The organism is Chengkuizengella sediminis (assembly GCF_010078385.1).
GTDB lineage: Bacteria > Bacillota > Bacilli > Paenibacillales > KCTC-33759 > Chengkuizengella > Chengkuizengella sediminis.
Genome location: NZ_SIJC01000016.1, coordinates 1 through 14,935, shown reverse-complemented (window position 1 = coordinate 14,935; position 14,935 = coordinate 1). Strand labels below are relative to the sequence as shown.

At 35.7% G+C, this 14,935-nt stretch carries 13 protein-coding genes, 1 rRNA gene and 1 other annotated feature (1 of these 15 cut by a window edge); of the genes, 2 read left to right on the top strand and 12 right to left on the bottom strand.

The genetic code is table 11. The features are described 5' to 3' along the window. Nucleotides 1-132: a binding site (T-box leader), on the bottom strand; it reaches 102 nt to the left of the window's first position. A gap of 52 nt (nt 133-184) precedes the next feature. The 4 genes from gltX to EPK97_RS19690 form a co-directional block, all read right to left on the bottom strand. Continuing rightward, a complete protein-coding gene (gene gltX, locus EPK97_RS19705; RefSeq protein WP_162038348.1) occupies nt 185-1,657 on the bottom strand; it encodes a glutamate--tRNA ligase in 1,473 nt (490 codons plus the stop codon). A gap of 40 nt (nt 1,658-1,697) precedes the next feature. Further along, a complete protein-coding gene (gene ispF / locus EPK97_RS19700; RefSeq protein ID WP_162038347.1) occupies nt 1,698-2,180 on the bottom strand; it encodes a 2-C-methyl-D-erythritol 2,4-cyclodiphosphate synthase in 483 nt (160 codons plus the stop codon). Beyond that, a complete protein-coding gene (ispD, locus tag EPK97_RS19695; protein ID WP_162038346.1) occupies nt 2,177-2,917 on the bottom strand; it encodes a 2-C-methyl-D-erythritol 4-phosphate cytidylyltransferase in 741 nt (246 codons plus the stop codon). The genes ispF and ispD overlap by 4 nt, the downstream gene beginning before the upstream one ends. 81 nt (nt 2,918-2,998) lie before the next feature. After that, entirely contained in the window at nt 2,999-4,066 is a 1,068-nt protein-coding gene (locus tag EPK97_RS19690) for a PIN/TRAM domain-containing protein (RefSeq protein ID WP_162038345.1), read from the bottom strand. 184 nt (nt 4,067-4,250) lie between these two features. Between EPK97_RS19690 and EPK97_RS19685 the strand changes: the two genes are divergently transcribed. Continuing rightward, entirely contained in the window at nt 4,251-4,637 is a 387-nt protein-coding gene (locus EPK97_RS19685) for a nucleoside triphosphate pyrophosphohydrolase family protein (protein ID WP_162038344.1), read from the top strand. Nucleotides 4,638-4,738: 101 nt separating this feature from the next. On the opposite strand, the gene pssA is transcribed toward EPK97_RS19685, so the two are convergent. The 3 genes from pssA to radA all read right to left on the bottom strand — a co-directional run bounded on the left by pssA (nt 4,739) and on the right by radA (nt 8,096). Further along, the gene (pssA, locus tag EPK97_RS19680) at nt 4,739-5,467 is read right to left on the bottom strand and encodes a CDP-diacylglycerol--serine O-phosphatidyltransferase (RefSeq protein ID WP_162038343.1); all 729 of its coding nucleotides are present in this window, start codon (nt 5,465-5,467) and stop codon (nt 4,739-4,741) included. Between the two features lie 124 nt (nt 5,468-5,591). Beyond that, nucleotides 5,592-6,668: a DNA integrity scanning diadenylate cyclase DisA gene (gene disA, locus EPK97_RS19675; RefSeq protein WP_162038342.1), complete on the bottom strand. Its 1,077-nt coding sequence runs from the start codon at nt 6,666-6,668 to the stop codon at nt 5,592-5,594. A 60-nt stretch (nt 6,669-6,728) separates the two neighbouring features. After that, nucleotides 6,729-8,096 (bottom strand): DNA repair protein RadA, encoded by a 1,368-nt coding sequence (gene radA, locus EPK97_RS19670; protein WP_162038341.1) that lies wholly within the window; start codon nt 8,094-8,096, stop codon nt 6,729-6,731. Between the two features lie 170 nt (nt 8,097-8,266). Here radA and fabV point away from each other — a divergent pair, with 170 nt between their 5' ends. Beyond that, complete coding sequence (fabV, locus tag EPK97_RS19665) at nt 8,267-9,448, top strand: enoyl-ACP reductase FabV (RefSeq protein ID WP_162038340.1); 1,182 nt, start codon at nt 8,267-8,269, stop codon at nt 9,446-9,448. 85 nt (nt 9,449-9,533) lie between these two features. Here the strand turns inward: fabV and clpC are convergent, their stop codons facing one another. The 5 genes from clpC to rrf form a co-directional block, all read right to left on the bottom strand. Beyond that, nucleotides 9,534-11,954 (bottom strand): ATP-dependent protease ATP-binding subunit ClpC, encoded by a 2,421-nt coding sequence (clpC, locus tag EPK97_RS19660; RefSeq protein WP_162038339.1) that lies wholly within the window; start codon nt 11,952-11,954, stop codon nt 9,534-9,536. 39 nt (nt 11,955-11,993) lie between these two features. Further along, nucleotides 11,994-13,010 (bottom strand): protein-arginine kinase McsB, encoded by a 1,017-nt coding sequence (locus tag EPK97_RS19655; RefSeq protein WP_420826817.1) that lies wholly within the window; start codon nt 13,008-13,010, stop codon nt 11,994-11,996. Nucleotides 13,011-13,092: 82 nt separating this feature from the next. Next, on the bottom strand, nt 13,093-13,611 hold the full coding sequence (locus EPK97_RS19650) for a protein-arginine kinase activator protein McsA (RefSeq protein ID WP_162038337.1): 519 nt from the start codon (nt 13,609-13,611) through the stop codon (nt 13,093-13,095). Between the two features lie 15 nt (nt 13,612-13,626). Then, on the bottom strand, nt 13,627-14,088 hold the full coding sequence (locus EPK97_RS19645; RefSeq protein ID WP_162038336.1) for a CtsR family transcriptional regulator: 462 nt from the start codon (nt 14,086-14,088) through the stop codon (nt 13,627-13,629). 748 nt (nt 14,089-14,836) lie between these two features. After that, nucleotides 14,837-14,935 (bottom strand): 5S ribosomal RNA (gene rrf, locus EPK97_RS19640); the annotation flags it as partial.

Genomic DNA, 14,935 nt, shown 5'->3' with positions numbered 1-14,935 from the left:
TCAGCTGCAAAGCTCACAGGTGCACTTCATTCTAAGGATTGAATAGGATAACTCGCAGCCAGAGCTTATGCTCATGATTACCCTTCTCTGGTCATTCATTCTTAAAATTACTTTCCTGATCAACGCTTTATATTTCCCTAAATCATGGGGTTATTATCATAATTAATCACAGTATAACGAATTTCTAAGCAGAAAACAATGAGTTTAATGCCTGTAGTCTCTGAATGACTTTGTCTTTACCTAATAAAAAGATGGTTTGATTTAAATCAGGTCCATGAATTTGCCCAGTTAATGCTGCACGAACAGGCATAAACAATTGCTTTCCTTTAAATCCAGTTTCTTTTTGGACATTTTTAAGCAGTTTTTTAATAACATCTGCAGCAAACTCCTCAGTTTGTTCCAATTGATTGATGAAACTTTGTAAAACTACAGGGACTTGTTCTTCTTTTAAAACCTGCTCCGCATCTTCCTCTATCTTGTATTCTTCTTTAAAAAATAATTCAGATAGTTCTACAATTTGAGCACCGTAGTTTAGTTTTTCTTTTAAAAGTGCAATCACATCTGTGGCCCAACTTTTTTCCTTTTCATTTAATGTTTCAGGAACATAACCTACTTTTTGCAAATGAGGTAATGTCAAATCTACAACTGTAGATAGTTCAGCATTTTTAATATAATGGTTATTCATCCAATTTAATTTATTCGTATCAAAAACAGCTGGACTTTTGGATAAACGAGCCGAGTCAAATATATTTACTAACTCCTCTTTAGAGAAAATTTCTTCCTCTCCTTCTGGAGACCAACCTAATAAAGATATAAAATTAAATAATGTCTCTGGTAAAAATCCTAAATCATGGTATTGCTCAATAAATTGAATGGTCGATTCATCACGTTTGCTTAATTTTTTGCGCTGCTCATTTACAATTAAAGTCATATGTCCAAAAATGGGTGCTACCCATCCCAATGCTTCATAAATCATCAACTGTCGTGGGGTATTGGATATATGATCATCGCCCCTTAGTACATGGGATATTTTCATCAAATAATCATCTATAACAACGGCAAAATTGTAAGTAGGAATGCCATCTTTTTTTACAATGACAAAATCACCTGTATCACTAGAATCGAACGAGACAGTTCCTTTTACCATATCATCAAAGGTATAAGATTGATCTATTGGAACTTTAAAGCGAATACTAGGTATTCTACCTTGACTCTCTAATTCTTTTTTATCTTCCTCTGACAGATGTTTACACTTCCCTGAATACTTTGGCATTTCACCAGATGCTTTTTGTTGTTCGCGTTCTGCTTCTAGTTCTTCCTCTCTACAGTAACATGGATATGCTACTTCTTTATCTAAAAGTTCCTGCCAATATTTCTTGTAAATTTCAAGACGTTCAGTTTGACGGTAAGGTCCAAATCCACCATCTTTATCGATGCTTTCGTCCCAATCTAGTCCTAACCAAGCCAAATTTTTCAATTGACTGGCTTCTCCACCTTCAACATTTCTTTTTAAATCTGTATCTTCAATCCTCACGATAAATTTTCCATTTAAACTGCGAGCAAACAAGTAATTAAATAGTGCAGCCCTAGCATTACCTATATGTAAATGTCCAGTTGGACTAGGTGCATAACGTACACGAACTTCTTCTCTAGACATGCTTTCTCCTCCTATATACTCTCCTGGTCAATATTCCAAATCATAGCATATCTTTTGTTAAACAAACAACCGATAAAGCAGAAATCCCTTCACTTCTACCTGTGAACCCAAGATTTTCTGTTGTTGTAGCTTTAACATTCACTTGTGATGGATCCGCTTCTAACAATTCTGAGATAACGGATACCATCTGTGGAATATATGGAGCCATTTTGGGTTTTTGCGCTATAATCGTGGCATCTACATTTCCCAGTTTAAATCCTTCATCCTTTACCATCCTCCATACTTCTTTCAATAATACCTTACTATCAGCATCTTTAAATTCCTCTGAAGTATCCGGAAAATGCGTTCCAATATCCCCTTTTCCAATTGCACCTAATATAGCATCCGTTATAGCATGTAAAAGAACATCTGCGTCAGAGTGACCGAGTAGCCCTCTCTCAAACGGTATATCTACCCCACCTATAATACATGCTCGCCCTTCAACTAGTTGATGCACATCAAATCCTTGCCCTATACGAATCATTGCTGTGTTCCCCCTCTCCCCAAAACTTCCCCACCTAAGTTGTTCGAAGTCGATTTTTTAGCCAGTATAAATTGAGCATACTCTAAATCATCAGGTGTTGTAATTTTAATATTTTGATAGTCTCCTGGAACAACATGAATTGAAGCTCCTACCATCTCCATTAACATGGCATCATCTGTTCCAAGCAACTTTTGTTCTTTTGCATATTCATGTGCTTTTATTAATTCTTTTAACTGGAAAACTTGTGGGGTTTGAATTGCCCACAACTGTTTACGTTCTGGTGTTGACAATACATCCATATTCTCATTCACAAGTTTAATTGTGTCCTTCACAGGAACAGCCATTACCGCGGCTCCTTTTTCCTCCGCTTTTCTCCAGCAAGACATAATGTCATCCTCAGTTACAAATGGGCGAACCCCATCATGGATCATGACCCAATCGATGGACTCATCAAATGAAAGTAACCCTTTGTAAACCGAGTCTTGCCGTTCCTTTCCCCCTGGAATCACACTGGTTACTTTATGAAGATGATATGTTTCTTTATATCCTTCAACCAGTTTTACATCATCTGTTCCTACAACGACATGGATATGTTTTATTTCTTTTATACGATGAAATTGCTCCAAGGTGTGAACTAGAATAGGTTTGTTTTGCAGCTCGATATACTGCTTGCTTTGTTCAGTTCTCATTCTTGTTCCCTTACCTGCTGAGACGATAACTACACCCAAATTTGACATCCAATCCCCGCCTAAAAAACAAAATAGAAATGTCCAAATTCATGACGCGAACTTTGAACACTCCCATATATCATAATGTTTTTATAGCGCTTTTTCCAACAATTTTGGTTTAGCAAAAATCATACGACCAGCTGAAGTCTGTAAAACACTGGTCACCAACACCTCAATATTGGTACCAATAAAATCACTTCCACCCTCAACAACAATCATGGTACCATCGTCAAGGTAGGCTACACCTTGTCCATTTTCTTTCCCATCCTTAATGACTTGCACCAACATCTCTTCACCTGGCAAAACAACAGGTTTTACAGCATTTGCAAGATCATTAATATTAAGTACCGAAACACCTTGTAGCTCACATACTTTGTTTAAATTATAATCATTTGTTACCACTTTACCCATTAAAACTTTTGCTAGTTTCACTAACTTGGAATCTACTTCTGATATCTCCTCGAAATCTCCTTCATAGATCAACACTTTCACATCTAGTTCTTTTTGAATTTTGTTTAAAATATCCAATCCTCTGCGACCACGATTTCTTTTTAATAAATCCGATGAATCAGCAATATGTTGTAATTCTTCTAAAACAAATTCAGGAATCACTAATATTCCTTCCACAAAACCAGTTTTACATATATCCGCTATTCTGCCATCTATAATAACACTTGTATCTAATATTTTATGATCGCCACCAAGGCCTTCATCCTCCCCATCTTCCTTGGACTGATCTTTTCTAGATATTATGGAACTAATTTCCTCTTTTTTACTGAATCCGACTCTAAATCCCACATAACCTAAAATGACTGAGAAAATAATCGGAACAAAATTACCCATCCCATTAATAGTTGAGATAGCTGGATACAACATGACGGAGACAAGTAAACCGAAGATAAGTCCTACAATACCTGATAACAAGTGAGATAATGGAACTATAGCTAATTTTTCCTCCATCTTTTCAATCACATTATTATAAAAAAGAATTGCGATTAAAGAGATTAGGAAACATAACAACATACCAACTCCCATAATTATATATTGACTATTTTGCTGTGTTTCTAAGCCAATCAAGGATTCAAAAAAGTGACTAAATCTATATCCTATTACACCTCCAATCATAATGAATCCTATTTGTATCAACCTTTTTAACATATAAAATTTCACCTCCTAGTTTTTTTAGAAAATCCCTCCTTACAATTATGAACCAATTTTTAGCAACCTAATCTCTTTTTAAACAAATTTTCATCATATAATTTCGTTTGAAACCTTTGAATTATTAGCATATTTCTTATATAATGGAAATAAATGCAGCATAATGAGGTGAACTTTTTACGTTATGCAATTAAAACAATTTCAAACTCAAGTATCAGATCTACTTCTCCGTCACCGAAGTCTTATGGATGTATTATCAAAGTTTGACCAATCTAATTCATCCATACATCGTGCCGTTGTAAAAGCAGTCACAGAATGTGGTTGTATTGAAATTCAGGCACAAAAACAAACCTACTCTACAGAAATGACATTAGAACAGGCAAAGGAATTGCTTGAAAATCATCTACAGGGACACATGTGTGATCAATGTAAGGAAGCTGTGGTTTCAGAGCTTGGAAAAAATTTATTTTACATGTCTTCACTTTGTAATTTGCTAGATATTGATCTTGAAGAGACGGTAAGTAAAGAATCTAAAAAATGTGCGACACTTGGTTTTTTTAATTTATCTTAAAAGGAAAGCCGTCCATAAACATTGGACGGTATTTTTTTGTTTGGTATGTCTTACTAAAGATTTGCAAAAAAAAGAACCTTATTTCAATTGAATAAGGTTCTTTATGTTGAGTTGTTTCGTGCTTCCTTGTACTTGTTTAATGCCATTTTAATAAGATCACTAGCGTTTTTTTTTAAGCCATATACTGCGTAAAAGATCAACGGGAGGAATAAATATTTCGTATACCCTCCAAATTGTTCAGGTAATAAAATCACCAATATTACAACCGATACAACTAAAAACATAGCCACTAATAATGTATATTTAGAAATTCCTACTGTTTTTAAACTTGGATATTTCACATTACTTACCATTAATAAAGATAAAACAATCGTAATGATGACCAATAAAATGGGATGAATACCCTCATGAAATAATGCCAATGAGCTCATGATTCCACCTGCTGCTGGAATAGGTAAACCGATAAAATGTTCCTTAACATCATTGGTCACCACATTAAATCGTGCTAACCTTAGTGCACCACAGATTGGAAAAATAGCAGTCGCAATCCATCCGATGGTGTTCATTTCCTGGAAAGCCACCACATACATCAAGAAAGCTGGTGCAACTCCAAAGGAAATAACATCTGACAAAGAATCTAATTCTTTACCAAATTCACTCTGTACATTTAAAGCCCTTGCTACCCGACCATCAATACCATCTGTTAGAATAGCTATGATTACCAATAAAGCAGCAATTTGGGGCTGATCATTAAACACAAATATGATGGAAGTAATACCGATAAATAAATTTGCAACTGTAAATACACTTGGAAGTGATTTTGTAAACATGTTTTTCCACCTCAAATTAAATTACCCTTTAAATAAGGGAACGAACAGGGACAAACAACAATAGTAAGAAAGCCTCAAGGACTGTAAAAAGTAAATACTTATCATTTGTATGATTGTATTGAAATTAAATATGTCTGTCAATAAATACTTGTTCTTGAATTCTCTTTAATCCTTCTTTAATTGCTCTTGCACGTACTTCTCCAATTCCATCAACCTCATCCAATTCCTCAATCGTAGCCATTAATATATAGGGCAAACTTTTAAAGTTTTTAATTAGGTTCATAACAATGACCGTTGGTATTCTCGGGATTTTATTTAACATACGGAATCCTCTTGGAGAAATGGTTTCTTCTAAAGAAACATTTGACTTAAATGTTCCTATGACACGTAAAATGTTTTGGTGCTCTAATAAATCATCATCCGTTAATTTTTTAAGATTTTGTTTGACATCTTGAATGAAATCTTCATCGATATCCTTACAATAATCTTTCAAAAGTAAATAAGCTTCGTCATCTACTGTTGCAACTAACTCATCCAACTGCATACTAATTAAACGACCTTCAGAACCTAATTCAATAATATACTTTTTAATTTCTGCTTTGATTCGAAGCACCATTTCTAATCGTTGAACAACATTAGTGACATCATGTAAAGTCACTAACTCCTCAAATTCTAACGCACTTAAATTTGTTAATGACTGATCCAATACGGCTTTATATTTTTCAAGAGTTTGAATAGCCTGATTTGCTTTTGTTAAGATCACTCCTATATCTTTTAATGAATACCGTAATTTCCCTTGATATAAAGTGATTATGTTTCTTCTTTGTGAAATAGATATCACTAATTTTCTTGTTTGGTTGGCAACTCTCTCCGCCGTACGATGCCGAATTCCAGTTTCAGTTGATGGAATAGAGGGATCGGGATTTAATTGTGTATTGGCATATAAGATCCGTTTGATATCCTCACTTAAGATAATCGCCCCATCCATTTTTGCTAGTTCATATAAATTATTAGGCGAAAAGTCACTATTTATGGAAAATCCTCCATCTACTAACTCCATGATTTCGGGCGTACAACCGACAACAATCAACGCACCGGTTTTTGCACGTAGTACATTCTCTAATCCATCCCTAAAAGGAGTACCAGGAGCGACTAACCTTAGGATTTGGCTAACGACATCTAGTTGTTTCTCTTCTTGCATAAGACGACGCACCCCCTTACTTGTCCTCGTGGTCTTATTTTGTCTATTCTAAACTGTACCTCATTGTAAAGCTACTTCAAGTGCTTGTGAAACATTACGAACGCCTATAATCTCAATATTTTTAGGAGGCGTCCACCCTTTCAAACTATTTTCTGGTACAATCATTCGTTTAAAACCTAATTTTTGAGCTTCCTTCACACGTTCTTCAATTCTAGAAACAGCCCTTACTTCACCTGTAAGGCCAATTTCACCACATACTACATCATATGGTCGTGTCGGTTGATCTTTGAAGCTTGAAACAATACTAACAGCGAGTGCCAAGTCAATGGCTGGCTCATCTAGTTTCACACCACCTGCTACATTTAAAAAAGCGTCTTGATTTTGCAAAAACAATCCCATCCTCTTTTCTAAAACTGCCATGATGAGTGATAGTCTATTATGATCCACCCCAGTAGTCATTCTGCGAGGTGCTGGAAAATTAGTTGAAGAGATTAACGCCTGTATTTCAACTAAAATAGGTCGAGTACCTTCCATGCTGGAAACCACAATTGAGCCAGATACCCCTAAAGGTCTTTCTGATAAAAACAATTCAGAAGGATTACTAACCTCAACAAGTCCCAATTCCTTCATTTCAAATATACCCATCTCATTTGTGGAACCAAAACGGTTTTTTACCGCTCTTAAGATTCGAAAAGTGTGCTGTTTTTCACCTTCAAAGTAAAGTACACAATCCACCATATGTTCAAGCATTCTAGGGCCGGCTATAGCCCCTTCTTTTGTAACATGACCTACTAATACAGTTGCTATACCTTTATTCTTAGCTATTCTCATAAATGCACTTGTACATTCGCGAACTTGTGAAACACTGCCTGGTGCTGATTCTAACATGGGTTGATAAACTGTCTGAATGGAATCAATAACTAAAAAATCAGGTTCCACATGTTGTACGGCTTCTTCAATCGAATCCATATTCGTCTCACAAAGAACATATAAATCTGCGGATAAAACGCCTAGTCGATCTGCTCGAAGTTTTAATTGTTTCACGGATTCTTCACCGGAAATATAAAGTACCTTACATTTTTTTTGCACTAAAGCATGTGACATTTGCAATAAAAGAGTGGATTTACCAATGCCTGGATCTCCACCTACTAATATAAGTGAACCCGGTACAACCCCTCCTCCAAATACACGGTCTAATTCTTTAAAATCTGTTAAAATCCTCGGTTCCTTTGCACCTTCAATTTCTAAAATGGATGTGGCTTTTTCCTGTGATATATAATTAGATTCCTTCATCCCTTTGGTTTTAATTTGTTTTACTGTTTCCTCTACAAGACTATTCCATGATGAACACCCTGGACATTTACCCATCCATTTGGGAGATTCATAACCGCAATGTTGACATGTATATTTCACTTTGTTTTTTGCCATATTTGTAAACCAATCCTTAAATGTAATTCATCGTGTACACTTAATATTACTTCAAAGTTTACCATTTTGTTCAAAAACTGAAAAGAGCATTCGATTAAAGTAAAGGGTGACTTATTTCTCAAATGAATTATAATAATAATTATATGCAAGTATATGGAGGTAAATTTAATATGATCGTAAAACCGAAAATTAGAGGTTTCATTTGTACAACCGCGCACCCTACAGGATGTGAAAAAAATGTTTTAAATCAAATCAATTACGTAAAAAAACAACAACAAATAGAAGGACCAAAAAAAGTGCTTGTCATTGGCTCATCCCAAGGGTTTGGCTTATCTTCACGTATTGTTTCAACCTTTGGTGCAGGAGCAGATACAATTGGTGTTTATTTTGAAAAACCCGCTTCTGAAACTAAAACAGCATCTGCTGGATGGTACAATAATATCGCTTTTGAAAATGAGGCTAATCAAGCAGGTTATTATGCTAAGAGCTTTAATGGCGATGCATTTTCTGATGAAATTAAAAAAGATACGATTGAACTTATAAAAAAAGATTTTGGAAAAGTAGATTTAGTTGTATACAGTTTAGCATCACCTCGACGACTTGATCCAAAAACTGGTGAGGTATATAACTCAGTAATTAAACCAACTAAAGCCGCATATACAAATAAAACTGTAAATACCCAAAAAGGTGTCGTATCTGAAATTACAGTGGATCCGGCAACAGAAGAAGAAATAGAACAAACCATTAAAGTCATGGGTGGAGAAGACTGGCAGTTATGGATTGAAGCCTTAGACAAAGCTGAGGTCCTAGCAGAAGGATTTTCAACTGTGGCATATAATTACATAGGTCCAGAGGTTACACATGCAATATATAAAAACGGAACCATCGGAAAAGCTAAAGAACATTTAGATCAAACTGCTCATCATTTAAATGAACAACTCAAATCCATCAATGGAAGAGCATTTGTATCCGTCAATAAAGCTTTAGTTACACAATCTAGCTCTGCTATTCCCGTAGTTCCTTTATATATCTCTCTCTTATATAAAGTCATGAAAGAAAAAGGACTTCATGAAGGGTGTATCGAACAAATGTATAGACTCTTTAATGAGAGTCTTTATACATCAACACCAAAACCTTTAGATGAAAATGGACGTATTCGTATTGATGATTGGGAAATGAAAGAAGACGTTCAAGAAAAAGTTGCCGCACTATGGAAGGACGTTAATACTGACAACTTAGAACAACTTTCTGATATAGAAGGATATCGCAAAGAATTTCTACAAATATTTGGTTTTGCTTTCGATGGAGTAGATTATGAAGCAGACGTAGATCCTATGTATCCTAATAAGTGAAGTAACTTTTATTAATAAACCCCGAATTTTGGTTCATAAGAATCCAAAATTTCGGGGTTTTTGTTCTATTAGGCTGACGCTCTAATTATTTTTGAACCAATAACTCTCCATCTTTTTCATCAATTACGATCGCGCCACCTTTAGTGATATTCCCTTTTAGAAGCTCTTCTGATAATCTATCCTCAATATGCTTTTGAATCGCTCTGCGTAAAGGTCTCGCCCCGTAGGTTGGGTCGTACCCTTCTTTTGCAAGGAAGGCTTTGGCTGAATCCGTTAAACTAAAGTCTACTTCCTGCTCTTTTAGACGTTTACGAAGTTCTTCTGCCATCAATGTTACAATTTCTGCAATGTGTTTCTCATCAAGTGAATGGAACACGATCGATTCATCAATACGATTCAAAAATTCAGGACGGAAGCTTTTTTTCAATTCTTCGATGACTTTATCCTTCATATTATTATAATCTCTACCTACATCACTTGCAGCTGTAAATCCTAAGGAAGAATTTTTCTTAATCGTATCTGCACCCACGTTAGATGTCATAATGATTAATGTATTTCTAAAATCAACTACACGACCCTTTGAGTCTGTTAAACGTCCATCTTCTAAAACTTGTAATAAAACATTAAAAACTTCTGGATGTGCTTTTTCTATCTCATCTAGTAATACAACTGAATAAGGTTTACGACGTACCATTTCTGTTAATTGACCGCCTTCATCATATCCAACGTACCCTGGAGGTGCTCCAACTAATCTTGAAGTAGAGTGTTTCTCCATATATTCTGACATATCGATTCGTAGAATCGCATTTTCATCACCAAATAGTGCTTCTGCCAAAGCTCTAGCTAATTCGGTTTTCCCAACTCCTGTTGGACCTAGGAAAATGAATGAACCCATCGGTCTTTTTGGATCTTTTAAACCTGCTCTTGCTCTTCGAATAGAACGACTGACTGATTTGACTGCTTCATCTTGCCCTATGACTCTCTCATGTAAAATAGACTCCATTTTTAATAATCGTTCTGTTTCTTCTTCTGCAAGTTTGCTAACAGGGATTCCTGTCCAGCTAGCTACAACTTGAGCAATATCCTCTGGAGTGACTTCAGAATCCGTACTACTTTGCTCTTCTTTCCATTCCTTTTTCGTTGAATCTAATTCTTCACGTAGCTTTTGCTCTGTATCTCTTAATCCAGCCGCTTTTTCAAATTCTTGACTTTGTACTGCAGCATCCTTTTCTTTACGTATATCCTCTAAGTTGCTTTCTAACTGCTTTAAATCAGGCGGTACTGTATATGAGCGGAGCCTTACTTTCGACCCTGCTTCATCGATTAAATCAATGGCTTTATCAGGTAGAAATCGATCCGTAATATATCGATCTGAAAGCTTCACGGCTTCTTCAATTGCATCGTCTGTAATTTTCACACGATGATGTGCTTCATAACGGTCACGTAAACCGTATAAAATCTGAATCGCTTCTTCAGGTGAGGGTTGATCTACTGTGATCGGCTGGAAACGTCTTTCTAAAGCAGCATCCTTCTCGATATATTTTCTATATTCATCTAATGTCGTTGCACCGATACATTGTAATTCTCCTCTAGCTAAGGAAGGCTTTAAAATGTTAGACGCATCAATCGCTCCCTCAGCGCCTCCTGCACCGATTAATGTGTGAAGCTCATCTATAAACAATATAATATTGCCTGCTTGGCGAATCTCTTCCATAATTTTTTTCAAACGATCCTCAAATTCGCCACGATATTTGGTCCCAGCTACAACAGAACCCATATCTAATGTCATGACTCTTTTATCGCGGAGCGTTTCAGGAATCTCATTATGAATAATTTTTTGTGCAAGCCCTTCTGCAATGGCGGTTTTACCTACACCTGGTTCACCAATTAATACTGGGTTATTTTTTGTTCTTCTGCTTAGTACCTGAATGACACGTTCGATTTCTTTATTTCTCCCTATGACAGGGTCCAAATTATCCTCTTTAGCAATGGCTGTTAAATCTCTAGCTAATCCATCCAATGTAGGTGTATTTGCATTTGTTGCCGTATTATGGCTGGATGATGAGCTCTCACTGCTCCCTAACAACTGTAATACTTTTTGACGAGCTTTATTTAAATTAATCCCTAAATTACTAAGTACCCTTGCTGCAACACCCTCACCCTCACGAATGAGACCTAATAAAATGTGCTCAGTTCCTACATACGTATGACCTAATTTTCTTGCTTCATCCATCGAAAGTTCAATCACCTTTTTAGCTCTTGGTGTGTAAGCTATGTTTGAAGGTTGTTCCTTCCCTCTTCCAATTAAGCTTTCAACTTCATCCTGTATCTTTTCCAAACTTAACCCCAATGAAACAATCGCTTTAGCAGCAATCCCTTCTCCTTCTCGAATCAAACCTAATAAAATATGTTCAGTTCCAATATTGTTATGTCCTAAACGAACTGCTTCTTCCTGAGCTAATGCGAGCACTTTTTGCGCTCGTTCTGTAAACCTACCAAACATCATAATGACATACACCTCCATATAATTCAGTTCATTTATTTATTATTTTTTAATTCTCTCTCTAATCATCTCAGCCCTTAAAACATCTCTTTCATCAGAAGAAAGCTTCTTACTTGCATATTGCTGTAAAAATCCTGGCTGAGTCATAATCATTAATTCATTTAAAACATTCGCTGATACATTAGATATTAGACCTAAATCTATCCCTAATCTAACGTCTGAAAGCCGTTGAGCAGCTTCCTTCGAATCCATAATTTGTGCATAAGACAAAATTCCATAGGAACGATTAACTCGGTCTAGTAAAAATGTTTTTGACTCAGATAACATCTTAGCCCTTGCTGTTCTCTCGTGTTCAATAATTTGTTTTACCACACTATATAAATTGTGAATAATCTCTGGTTCAGACTGTCCCAATGTAATTTGATTTGATATCTGAAAGAGATTTCCTAAAGACTCACTTCCTTCACCATACAACCCTCTAACAGCTAAACCAACTTGACTAACTGCTGTAAGTATTCGATTGATTTGCTGTGTAAGTACTAAAGCTGGAAGGTGGAGCATAACAGAAGCTCGGATTCCTGTGCCAACATTAGTTGGACAACTTGTCAGATATCCTTTTTTCTCGTCAAAAGCATAATTTAATTTCGCTTCAAATATATCATCAATATGATTGGCTAGTTCCCATGCTTCATTAATTTGAAAACCTGGAAATAAACATTGAATGCGAATATGGTCTTCCTCATTAATCATAATGCTAATAGACTCATTTTCACTGAGAATCACTGCACCATTACGTGATTCCTCTGCTAAATTAGGACTAATTAAGTGTTTCTCGACTAAAACTTTACTTTCTAAACTGTTTATTTCAGAAAGCGGGATTCGTTCAAAATTACTAATCATTTTTAAATCTTCATCATGAACTACATCAGATACTTTTTCTAATACTTCTTCAGATTGTTGATTGGTTGAAAGCATTGGAAATGGATAGTGAGTTAAGTTCCTAGCCAAACGGATTCTGCTGCTAATTACGATGTCGGAGTCTGCTCCTTCACCCTTCATCCATTCACTTAATGCGTCCTCAATAAATCGTTCTAAAGACAATCCTAATCCCCCCTAGAATTAAGGTTGAACTTATTTAAATTTATGCCTCTGATATTTTTTGCTCCAGGCTGCGAATTTCATCACGAAGTTTTGCTGCCTCTTCAAATTCTTCAAGATCAATTTTTGATTGAAGTTCTTTTTTTAGATCTTTGATTTGACGTTTATATTTTATTTTCCCACCAGATATCTTAGGGATTTTACCAACATGAACTGAATTGCCATGTACTCTTTTAAGCAATGGGTTTAATGGATCTGAAAAATGATTATAACAGGAGCTACAACCAAAACGCCCTATTTTTCTAAACTGAGAATAAGTCAGACCGCAATTTTCACATCGAATCACTTTTTTTTGTTGTTTTACATTTTGACCCATTGATGGCTCAAATTCTAAAATGCCCGATAATAAATTGTGTATCGAGAACCCATTGGGTGCACCTGGAATAGAATCACCCTTTTCCCTAGCACAAGACTCGCACAAATGAAACTCTGTTTTTTCACCATTTACTATTTTAGTGAAATGTAATGCTGCTGGTTTGTTACCGCACTCTTGGCATATCACACAATCAAACCTCCCTTATTTACTAATTAAAGAAATGAGCATGGCTTTCAAGACTTTTGCTCTGATTTCATCTCTTAAGGGTAACTTTAATGTTAATACATCTCTTGTTATTGCAGCTCTAAACAAATTGGCTTCACGGGCGCTTATGATACCCGTATCTTCAAGTTGATAAATGAATCCTTCCGCTGCAGATTGATCGATTTGTTGACCAATCGTTTGAAATATATGATTCTGAAGAGATGAATTTGATGGGAACAATACCTTTTGTATTCGAATGTATCCGCCACCACCTCGTTTACTCTGAACTAAATAACCTTTCTCCAAAGTGAACCGAGTACTAATGACGTAATTGATTTGAGAAGGAACACAATTAAACTGATCTGCTAAATCGTTCCGTTGAATTTCAACGACCTTCTCTTCGCTTTCATGCAGAATATGTTTCAGATATTGTTCAATAATATCGGAAATATTACGCATATATCAGTTCCCCCAAGCATTCACGTTGTTTGACGTTGTCAGTTTAACTGACTTTGACTTTCTTTGACCTTATAACTATTATACCCAATTATGTTTATTTTGCAAATTTATCGTTCAAACCCTTTTTTCTTTCACAGTGTACTATTATTTACAAAAAAAGCGGAATTCATGACCAATTATAGGTTATTAGGTCAATTTTTATTTTTAATACTTTAATTTATAAATATTTTAATGTAAAAAGTATAAGTGCAACTCCCCCTCTGTCTTCACCTTTAAGGCTCGCCAATCGGTGAGTTAAAGAATGAAACTCTTAAGCAATGTTTTATTTTTTTGAATAAGAAATTTGAAATATTCAAAACAAATTTTGTGAGTGTAATCAAAACTCTTTAGAGTTCCACTGATCAATTCAAGTTGCTTCAGTAAAGGTTTAGGGAGCTGTTTAAAAGGAAAAATAAGGGGAATTCACGGTCTTAAGTCGCCAAAAAGGAACTTAGTTATTTAAATAGCGGGTTTTGATGGCCTTATTTCTAGCATTATCGTACAATTTACCTCTTTTTATTAAAAAACAGCTAAAATAAGACCGTTTTTTCCCTCTAGTATCTAATAGAATTCTGAAATAAGCAAAATAAGACCCTTCATTCCCGCTAACCACTCTATTTCCAAAGAAAACGCAAGTAACTATGAGAATTACTTCCAAAAACGAAAAAAGACACTGTAGTGAGTATATCACTACAGTGTCTTTGGTTTAGCTTGGCAACGTCCTACTCTCCCAGGACCTTGCGGTCCAAGTACCATCGGCGCTGGAGGGCTTAACGGTCGTGTTCGGTATGGGTACGCGTGGTACCCC

What these genes read in the sequence shown, in the direction of transcription:
- gltX (WP_162038348.1), bottom strand. Translation starts at nt 1,657, where the DNA reads ATGTCTAGAGAAGAAGTTCGTGTACGTTATGCACCTAGTCCAACTGGA.
- ispF (WP_162038347.1), bottom strand. Translation starts at nt 2,180, where the DNA reads ATGATTCGTATAGGGCAAGGATTTGATGTGCATCAACTAGTTGAAGGG.
- ispD (WP_162038346.1), bottom strand. Translation starts at nt 2,917, where the DNA reads ATGTCAAATTTGGGTGTAGTTATCGTCTCAGCAGGTAAGGGAACAAGA.
- EPK97_RS19690 (WP_162038345.1), bottom strand. Translation starts at nt 4,066, where the DNA reads ATGTTAAAAAGGTTGATACAAATAGGATTCATTATGATTGGAGGTGTA.
- EPK97_RS19685 (WP_162038344.1), top strand. Translation starts at nt 4,251, where the DNA reads ATGCAATTAAAACAATTTCAAACTCAAGTATCAGATCTACTTCTCCGT.
- pssA (WP_162038343.1), bottom strand. Translation starts at nt 5,467, where the DNA reads ATGTTTACAAAATCACTTCCAAGTGTATTTACAGTTGCAAATTTATTT.
- disA (WP_162038342.1), bottom strand. Translation starts at nt 6,668, where the DNA reads ATGCAAGAAGAGAAACAACTAGATGTCGTTAGCCAAATCCTAAGGTTA.
- radA (WP_162038341.1), bottom strand. Translation starts at nt 8,096, where the DNA reads ATGGCAAAAAACAAAGTGAAATATACATGTCAACATTGCGGTTATGAA.
- fabV (WP_162038340.1), top strand. Translation starts at nt 8,267, where the DNA reads ATGATCGTAAAACCGAAAATTAGAGGTTTCATTTGTACAACCGCGCAC.
- clpC (WP_162038339.1), bottom strand. Translation starts at nt 11,954, where the DNA reads ATGATGTTTGGTAGGTTTACAGAACGAGCGCAAAAAGTGCTCGCATTA.
- EPK97_RS19655 (WP_420826817.1), bottom strand. Translation starts at nt 13,010, where the DNA reads ATGAAGGGTGAAGGAGCAGACTCCGACATCGTAATTAGCAGCAGAATC.
- EPK97_RS19645 (WP_162038336.1), bottom strand. Translation starts at nt 14,088, where the DNA reads ATGCGTAATATTTCCGATATTATTGAACAATATCTGAAACATATTCTG.